At 69.1% G+C, this 8,429-nt stretch carries 8 protein-coding genes; all 8 read right to left on the bottom strand.

Translation table 11 applies throughout. The annotated features are described in order from the left end of the window. Positions 1-121: 121 nt before the first annotated feature. The 8 genes from hutI to hutC all read right to left on the bottom strand — a co-directional run bounded on the left by hutI (position 122) and on the right by hutC (position 8,429). Positions 122-1,345: an imidazolonepropionase gene (hutI, locus tag N8A90_RS24630; RefSeq protein ID WP_262077913.1), complete on the bottom strand. Its 1,224-nt coding sequence runs from the start codon at positions 1,343-1,345 to the stop codon at positions 122-124. Between the two features lie 3 nt (positions 1,346-1,348). Then, the gene (locus N8A90_RS24625) at positions 1,349-1,945 is read right to left on the bottom strand and encodes a HutD family protein (RefSeq protein WP_262077912.1); all 597 of its coding nucleotides are present in this window, start codon (positions 1,943-1,945) and stop codon (positions 1,349-1,351) included. After that, entirely contained in the window at positions 1,942-2,610 is a 669-nt protein-coding gene (locus N8A90_RS24620) for an amino acid ABC transporter permease (protein ID WP_262077911.1), read from the bottom strand. The genes N8A90_RS24625 and N8A90_RS24620 overlap by 4 nt, the downstream gene beginning before the upstream one ends. Before the next feature lie 13 nt (positions 2,611-2,623). Further along, positions 2,624-3,379, bottom strand: coding sequence for a transporter substrate-binding domain-containing protein (locus N8A90_RS24615; RefSeq protein WP_262077910.1), 756 nt, complete (start codon positions 3,377-3,379; stop codon positions 2,624-2,626). A gap of 65 nt (positions 3,380-3,444) precedes the next feature. Further along, positions 3,445-4,176, bottom strand: a complete 732-nt coding sequence (locus tag N8A90_RS24610) for an IclR family transcriptional regulator (RefSeq protein ID WP_262077909.1) — start codon at positions 4,174-4,176, stop codon at positions 3,445-3,447. 151 nt (positions 4,177-4,327) lie between these two features. Continuing rightward, positions 4,328-6,040 carry a urocanate hydratase gene (hutU, locus tag N8A90_RS24605; RefSeq protein ID WP_262077908.1) on the bottom strand — a complete coding sequence of 571 codons (1,713 nt, stop codon included), beginning with the start codon at positions 6,038-6,040 and terminating at the stop codon, positions 4,328-4,330. Between the two features lie 14 nt (positions 6,041-6,054). Further along, positions 6,055-7,602 (bottom strand): histidine ammonia-lyase, encoded by a 1,548-nt coding sequence (hutH, locus tag N8A90_RS24600; RefSeq protein ID WP_262077906.1) that lies wholly within the window; start codon positions 7,600-7,602, stop codon positions 6,055-6,057. 62 nt (positions 7,603-7,664) lie between these two features. Further along, the gene (hutC, locus tag N8A90_RS24595; protein WP_262077904.1) at positions 7,665-8,429 is read right to left on the bottom strand and encodes a histidine utilization repressor; all 765 of its coding nucleotides are present in this window, start codon (positions 8,427-8,429) and stop codon (positions 7,665-7,667) included.

Genomic DNA, 8,429 nt, shown 5'->3' with positions numbered 1-8,429 from the left:
GCGCAGCGAGTTCTGCGACGCAGCCGATGGCGCGAGCACCGCAGGGCAGCCGCGCAGCGGCCGGCGCACCGGGGTCGATCGGCCCGCACCGCCTGCCGGGCGCTCTCAAAAAGGCACGCGATCACAAAACCACCCTCCCCTGCCGCACCACAGAACGCACAGGCCGCTGCCCCAACCAATAAGCCAACTCCGCCACGTCCCGCACATTCCACAACACGAAGTTCGCAGGCATCCCCACGCCGATCGACCCATGCGTCGCCTGCAACCCCAGCGCACGCGCCGCGTGCAGGGTCACCGCATCGATGGCCTCCGGCACCGTCAGGCGGAACAGGGTGCACGCCATGTTCACCATCAGCAGCAGGCTCAGCGCCGGCGAGGTGCCGGGGTTGTGATCGGTCGACACCGCCATCGGCACGCCGGCCGCACGCAAGGCGGCGATCGGCGGCACCGTCGTGTCGCGCAGTGTGTAGAAGGCACCCGGCAGCAGCACGGCCACGGTGCCCGCGTCGCGCATCGCATCGATGCCTGCCTGCGACAGGTGTTCGATGTGGTCGCACGACAGCGCGCCGTAGCGTGCGCCCAGGGCCGCGCCGCCCATGTCCGACAGCTGCTCGGCATGCAGCTTGACCGGCAGGTTCAGGCGCTGCGCCGCCTGGAAGACGCGCTCGGTCTCTTCCAGCGAGAAGGCGATGCGCTCACAGAACACGTCGACCGCATCGACCAGCCCCTCGGCCGCGAGCGCGGGCAGCATCTCGTCGCACACGAGGTCGATGTACGCGCCACTTCGGCCCGCGTATTCGGGCGGCAGCGCGTGCGCGCCGAGGAAGGTGGTGCGCACCGTCACGCCGTAGGCGGCGCCCAGGCGCCGTGCCACGCGCAGTTGCTTGCGCTCGTGTTCCAGCGACAGGCCGTAGCCCGACTTGATCTCGATCGCGCAGACGCCTTCGGCCAGCAGCGATTCGAGGCGCTTGCCGGCGCTGGCGAAGAGTTCGTCCTCGCTCGCCTCGCGCGTGGCACGCACGCTGGAGACGATGCCGCCGCCGGCCTTCGCGACTTCTTCGTAGCTCGCGCCGGCCAGGCGCATCGCGAATTCGTTGGCACGCTGGCCGCCGTAGACCAGGTGCGTGTGGCAGTCGACCAGGCCCGGCGTGACGAGCGCGTCGCCGCCGTCGTGCCGGGGCAGTGCATGGAACTCGGCCGGCACGTCGGCTTGCGGCCCGAGCCAGCGGACCACGCCCTGCGTGACCACGATGGCGGACGGCACGGTCGGTGCCGACATCGCATCAGCGAGCCGCAGGCCGCTCCAGAGGCCGTCGGCGGAAGGGCAGGTGTCGAAGGGTTTCATGGGTCAGATGTGGAGATCGTCCAGGGCCGGCACGGCATCGGCGGGCCGCCATTGCACCACCACCAGGCGTGCGCCGCGGCTGCCCGGCTTGACGGTCCAGGTGTGGGGCTCGTCGGCCCACCAGACGCCCTGGCCCTGCTTCAGCGTGCCGCCGCCAACGCGCCACTGCCCGTCCAGCGTCATCAGCAGGCCGTGCGCGCTGCGGTCCAGCACCGCCATCTCGGAGAGCACGCGCAGGGTGGCCTGGCCACGGGCGCGCCGCACCATCAGGTTGAAGTCGGTCGAGAGACCGCCGAGCAGGTGGCATTCGACCGCCGCCTCGCCGTCGAAGGCGAAGGGCTGGTGCGGCGCATCGAGCAGGTGGTCGAAGTCGGTCGACTGCAGGCGCACGCCGTCGCCTTCGAGCAGCATGATCGTGCGGTCCACCCCCGGGAAGACCGAGAAGGGCCCGCCCATCGCGATGGTGGCGATGCTCACGCGCCAGTCGAAGTCGTCCAGGCCCGCGCCGGGCGGAAAGCAGATGACCTCCTGCGTGGTGCCCCCGCCGTTCTTCCACGGCGTCACCGCCAGGGCCGAACGCGAGAAACGCTGCAGGCTCATCGAAGCAATCCTCCTTGTCCAAGTTTGCGCTCCCAATGTCGCAGCACGAGCGTCACGGTGCCTGTCAACAGGAAGTAAACAAGGGCAATGGCCAGATACACCTCGAGCGAGCGGTACGACACGCTGATGATCTTCTGGCCTTCGTGCATGACGTCGTGGATGGTGAGCAGCGACACCAGGGCCGAATTCTTGATCAGCGCGATGAACTCGTTGCCCAGCGGGGGAATCATGCGCACCACGGCCTGCGGCAGCACGATCTGGCGCATCGCCACCGCCGGCGTCATGCCCAGCGACTGCGCCGCCAGCGTCTGGCCGCGGTCGATCGACTGGATCGCACCACGCACGATCTCCGACACGTAGGCGCCGGAATACACCCCCAGCCCGAGCACGCCGCACAGGAAGGCCGGCAGCAGGATGCCGAAGTGCGGCAGCCCGAAGAACAGGATGAAGAGCTGCACCAGCAGCGGCGTGCCGCGGATCACCGCCACGTAGGCGGTGCACATGCCGTAGAGCCAGCGGCGCTTGGGGTTCAGGCGGCCGATGCCCACCAGCAGGCCGAGCACGCAGCCCAGCGCCAGCGCGCAGGCGGTGATCTCCACCGTGACCAGCGCACCGCGCAGCAGGTTGGGCCAGCCGGCCCATACCGGTGTGAAGTCCAGATCCATCAGGTGCGCCGGATCACTTCGCCGCCGTGTTGCTGAACCACTTCTTGACGATGGCCGCGTAGGTGCCGTCGGCCTTCAGCTTCGCGATGGCGGTGTCCACCGCCTTGGTCAGCTCGGGCGTGTCCTTGCGGATCGCCATGCCGTATTCCTCGGTGGTGAGCTGCTCGTCGAGCACCTTCAGGCCCGGGCGGGTGCGCACGTACTGGTAGGCGGCGGGCTTGCCGGTCACGGCGGCATCACTGCGGCCGATGTCGACCAGGTTGAACATCTCCTGGTTCTTCTCGACTTCCATCAGCTGCACCTGCGGGTACTTCTCCTTCACGAACGACACCGACTTGGTGCCCACCTGCACGCTGACCTTCTTGCCGTTCAGGTCGGCCGGCGATTTGATGCTGGTGTTGTCGGCCTTGACCATCGCGACCAGGCCGCCCGCGTAGTACGGCACGGTGAAGTCGACGACCTTCTTGCGCTCGTCGGTGATGTAGATCGCCGACACGGCCATGTCGAAGCGCTTGGACATGAGGCCGGGGATCAGCCCCTTGAAGTCGATGTCGACCCATTCGACCTTGCGGCCCATGGCCTGGCCGATGGCCTCGACCAGTTCGATGTCGAAGCCGGTGCGCTTGTTGTTCTCGACGAACTCCATGGGCGGGAAGGTGGCGTCGGTGCCGACGCGCAACGGCTCGCCCTGGGCGTGGGCAGCACCAGCGAAGCCGAAGAGCGTCAAGCCGGCGAGTGCAGCGGCGACAAGGGTGCGGCGGGTGTACATGGTCAGGAGCTTTCGTAGGTTGGAAAACAGGAAACGGGGAAAAACAGGAAAAAAGTGACGCCGGGCTACTGCAGGGCGCGGGAGATGCGGGCCGCCGTGACGAGGGTCATGTGGCGCAATGCAGCTTCCATGCCTTCGACACGCGAGAGCGGTGCCATGAGCGTGATCGCGCCGCGCAGCCGCCGGCCCGCGGCCAGCACCGGTGCGCTCGCGCCCCATACCCCGGCATCGACCTCGCCGTGGGTCACGGCATGGCCCGCCTCGCGGATCGCGTCGAGTTCGGCGATGCGCGCGGCGCGGCGCTCCGGGCTCTCACCCAGGGCATCGACCCATGCGTCGCGCTGGTCGGTCGGCATGTGGGCCAGCAGGCATTTGGCACTGGCGCCGTCGCGCAGCGGCACACTGCGTCCGCGGTCGAAGGAGCAGCGCAGCGATTGTTCGCTGTCGATCATCTCGAGGCAGACCACGCGGTCGTTCACCACCGTGACCAGCCCCACGCTCTCATGGCTTTGCCCGGCCAGCGTGCGCATGTCGGCGCGCGCCGCCAGCACCAGATCGGAGTTGCCGTCGAAACCGCTGGCGAGCTGCACGCTCACCGGGCCCGGCGCATATCGCCCGTCGGACTCCATCACCAGGCCCCAGTGGCGCAGCGTGGCGATCTGGCGGTACAGCGTGCTTTGCGACAAGCCGGTGGCCTGCACCAATTCGGCGGCCGTCATGCCCGCCCTGCGCTGCGCCAGCACCGACAGCACGAACAGCGCGCGGTCGTTGTGGGGGGCGGCGGTCGGTGAGGTCATCGGGGGCGTCGTCAGCCAGCGCGGGCGGTCGAAGGTGGAACCACCGCGCAGTATCTTGGACACAGCGCACGCTTCCAAGCCGTCATTCCCATTCCATGGGAATCGACGCGCTTTTTCTCTCGGCCTTCGCGCTGCGCCGCGTCGCCCTGCTTCAACGCACCATCGGCAGGTGGAGGCCGTGCTTCTTCGCGGTCGCGAAGGCGATGTCGTAGCCCGCGTCGGCATGGCGCATCACGCCGCTGGCCGGGTCGTTCCACAGCACGTTGGCGATGCGCTGGGCAGCGGCGTCGGTGCCGTCGCAGACGATCACCATGCCGGCGTGCTGCGAATAGCCCATGCCGACGCCACCGCCGTGGTGCAGGCTGACCCACGTCGCGCCGCCGGCGGTGTTGAGCAGCGCGTTGAGCAGCGGCCAGTCGCTGACGGCATCGGTGCCGTCCTTCATGGCCTCGGTCTCGCGGTTGGGGCTGGCGACCGAGCCGGTGTCGAGGTGGTCGCGGCCGATGACGATGGGCGCCTTCAGCTCGCCCGACTTCACCATCTCGTTGAACGCGAGACCGGCGATGTGGCGCTCGCCCAGGCCCAGCCAGCAGATGCGCGCGGGCAGGCCCTGGAAGGCGATGCGCTCGCGCGCCATGTCGAGCCAGCGGTGGGTGTGCTTGTTGTCGGGGAACAGTTCCTTGATCTTCGCGTCGGTCTTGTAGATGTCTTCGGGGTCGCCCGAGAGCGCGACCCAGCGGAACGGGCCCTTGCCTTCGCAGAACAGCGGGCGGATGTACGCGGGCACGAAGCCGGGGAAGTCGAACGCATTGGCCACGCCTTCGTCGAAGGCGACCTGGCGGATGTTGTTGCCGTAGTCAACCGTCGGCACGCCCATGGCCTGGAAGTCGAGCATGGCCTGCACGTGCACGACGCAGGACTTCGCTGCGGCTGCGGTGAGCGCGGCGTGCTGCGACGCGTCCTTCATCGCGGCCTGCCATTGCGGCACCGTCCATCCCACCGGCAGGTAGCCGTGGATCAGGTCGTGCGCGGAGGTCTGGTCGGTCACGAGATCGGGGCGGATCGCGGTGCCGGCCTTCGCGCGCTTCGCCAACTCGGGCACGATCTCGGCCGCGTTGCCGAGCAGCGCGATCGACACCGCCTCCTTCTTCGACGTGTGATGCGCGATGAGGGCCAGCGCGTCGTCGAGGTCCTTCGCCTGCTTGTCGACATAGCGCGTGCGCAGGCGGAAGTCGATGCTCGACTGCTGGCACTCGATCGCCAGCACGCAGGCGCCGGCGAGCACGCCCGCCAGCGGTTGCGCGCCGCCCATGCCGCCGAGGCCGGCGGTGAGGATCCACTTGCCCGACAGATCGTTGGCGTAGTGCTGGCGGCCGGCTTCGACAAAGGTCTCGAAGGTGCCCTGCACGATGCCTTGGGCGCCGATGTAGATCCAGCTGCCGGCGGTCATCTGGCCATACATGAAGAGGCCGGCGCGGTCGAGTTCGTTGAACTTCTCCCAGGTCGCCCACTTGGGCACGAGGTTGGAGTTGGCGATGAGCACGCGCGGCGCGTTGGCGTGCGTCCTGAACACGCCGACCGGCTTGCCCGACTGGATCAGCAGCGACTCGTCGTCTTCCAGGACTTTCAGCGATTCGAGGATCTGGTCGAAGCATGCCCAGTTGCGCGCGGCACGGCCGATGCCGCCGTACACCACCAGGTCCTGCGGGCGCTCGGCGACCTCGGCGTCGAGGTTGTTCTGCAGCATGCGGAACGGCGCTTCGGTGAGCCAGCTCTTGCAGCTGAGTTCGCTGCCGCGCGGGGCGCGGATCACACGGGTCGGATCGTGGCGGGGGTCGGCGTTGAATTTGTCGGGGGCGTTCATGGCGCAGGGTCCTTTCAATGGCTGGGCAGGAGGTTCAGCAGGGCGTCGGGCAGGTCGGCGGCCAAGGCCCACTGCCGCATGGCGTCGATGTCGGGCGCGAGGTAGCGGTCGCTGCCGAGGAAGGCGACCTTCGTGCGGATGGTGGCGAGCTCGGCCTCGACCAGCGGCGAACTCTTGATCGGCGCGGCCGGGTCGCGCTTGAGTTCGATGCCCTGCGCGGCGGCCATGGCCTCGATACCGACGACGACCGCCGTGTTCTCGACCATATCGCCCAGGCGGCGCGCCGCAAAGGTCGCCATCGAGACGTGGTCTTCCTGGTTGGCCGAGGTCGGCAGGCTGTCGACGCTGGCGGGGTGCGCGAGCGACTTGTTCTCCGACGCGAGCGCTGCGGCCGTGACCTGCGCGATCATGAAGCCGGAGTTGACGCCGCCGTCGCGCACGAGGAAGGGCGGCAGGCCCGACAGGCCGCTGTCGAGCAACAGTGCGGTGCGACGTTCGGAGATCGCGCCGATCTCGCTGATGGCGAGCGCAACGATGTCGGCCGCGAAGGCGACCGGCTCGGCGTGGAAGTTGCCGCCGCTGATCACTTCGCCCGTGTCTGTGAAGACCAGCGGGTTGTCCGACGCGGCGTTCGCTTCGATGACCAGCACGCGCGACGCATGCGCCAGGTTGTCGAGGCAGGCCCCCATCACCTGCGGCACGCAGCGAATCGAATACGGGTCCTGCACGCGGCCGCAGTCGGCGTGCGAGGGAACGATGTCGCTGCCGGCGAGCAGCGTGCGCACGGCCGCGGCCACCGCGATCTGCCCCGGCTGGCCGCGCGCCGCATGGATGCGCGCGTCGAAGGGCTTGATCGAGCCCTGGATGGCCTCGAGCGACAGCGCGCCCGCCATCAGCCCGGCCGCGAAGACGTTCTCCGCGCCGAACAGGCCGGCCAGCGCCAGCGCGGTCGACACCTGCGTGCCGTTGAGCAGCGCCAGGCCCTCCTTCGGGCCGAGCACGAAGGGTTCGAGGCCGACGGCGCGCATCGCCTCGGCGCCGCCGACCACGCGCCCGTCGGGCAAGGTCGCCTCGCCCTCGCCGATCAGCACGCAGGCCAGGTGCGCCAGCGGCGCCAGGTCGCCCGAGGCACCGACCGAGCCCTTGCACGGAATGCGCGGCAGCACGCCGGCGTTGAGGAGCGCCAACAGCGCATCGATGATCTGCGGTCGCACGCCCGAGTGGCCGCGCGCCAGGCTCACCGCCTTGGTTGCGAGCACCAGGCGCACCACCGCATCGGCCAGCGGCGCCCCGGTGCCCACGCTGTGCGACAGCACCAGGTTGCGCTGCAGCTCGGCCAGCCGTTCATGCGGGATGGTGGTCTGCGCCAGCTTGCCGAAGCCGGTGTTGATGCCGTAGACCACCTCGCCCTCGGCCACGATGCGATCGACGGTGGCCTGCGCGGCCGCGATGCCAGCGCGTGCGCCCGGGTCGAGCGAGAGGGCGACGCCGCCCGCATGGATGCGCCGCAGTTCCGCGAGCGACACCGCACCGGGGTGCAATTCCAAAGTCTGTGCATTCATTGGTCTAATCCTGTCTATACAGCTGGAACGTTCAAGAGATCCGGGAAGCCCGACGCCAGCGCTCAGCCGCGCGGCACGGCGCCGTCGGCCCGGAAGCGGCTGCCCAGGCGGTAGCGCGTGCCCGGATGCAGGCAGCGCACCAGCGTGACCGGCGTGCCGCCCGCCCAGGTGCGGCGCGTGAGCATCAGGCAGGGCTGCGTGGCCGGCATCTGCAACAGCTCGGCCTGCTCGGGCGTGGGCAGGATGGCGTCGACCACATGCTCGATCTGGTCGAAGGGCACATGCTTGACCAGGTACTCCGACGGCAGCGAGGTCGTGAAGTCCTGGCGGATGAAGTCGGGCGCCATGCGCGGGTTGACGTAGCGGTCTTCGAGCTGCACGGCGACGCCGTCCTCGAAGTGCACGCAGGTCAGCGCATAGACCGATTCGCCGGTGCGCAGGTCGAGCGAGGCGGCGATGTCGAGCGGCGCCGCGACGCGCGCGAGCGAGACGAGCTCGCAACGGTGGTCGTGCCCGCGCTGGCGGATCTCGTCGGCGATGTTGGCGATCTGCAGCAGCGTGGACTGCGGCTTCTCTTCGGCCACGAAGGAGCCGACGCCCGCCACGCGCACGATCTTGCCCTGCTCGGCCAGCTCGCGCAGCGCGCGGTTGACCGTCATGCGCGCCATGCCGAATTCGGTGACCAGCTCCTGTTCGGACGGCACGCGGTCGCCCGGCTTCCAGGATCCGTCGGCGATCTTGCGCGCGACGAAGTCCTTCACCTGCTGGTAGAGCGCGGAAGGCGTGGCCACGGCGGCGGGGGAGCGGGGACTGGGAGCGAAGGACAT

The sequence above is a fragment of the Variovorax sp. N23 genome (genome assembly GCF_025486315.1).
Taxonomy (GTDB): domain Bacteria; phylum Pseudomonadota; class Gammaproteobacteria; order Burkholderiales; family Burkholderiaceae_C; genus Variovorax.
Note: the sequence above shows the minus strand (reverse complement) of the source record. Positions and strands in the feature narration are given on the sequence as shown.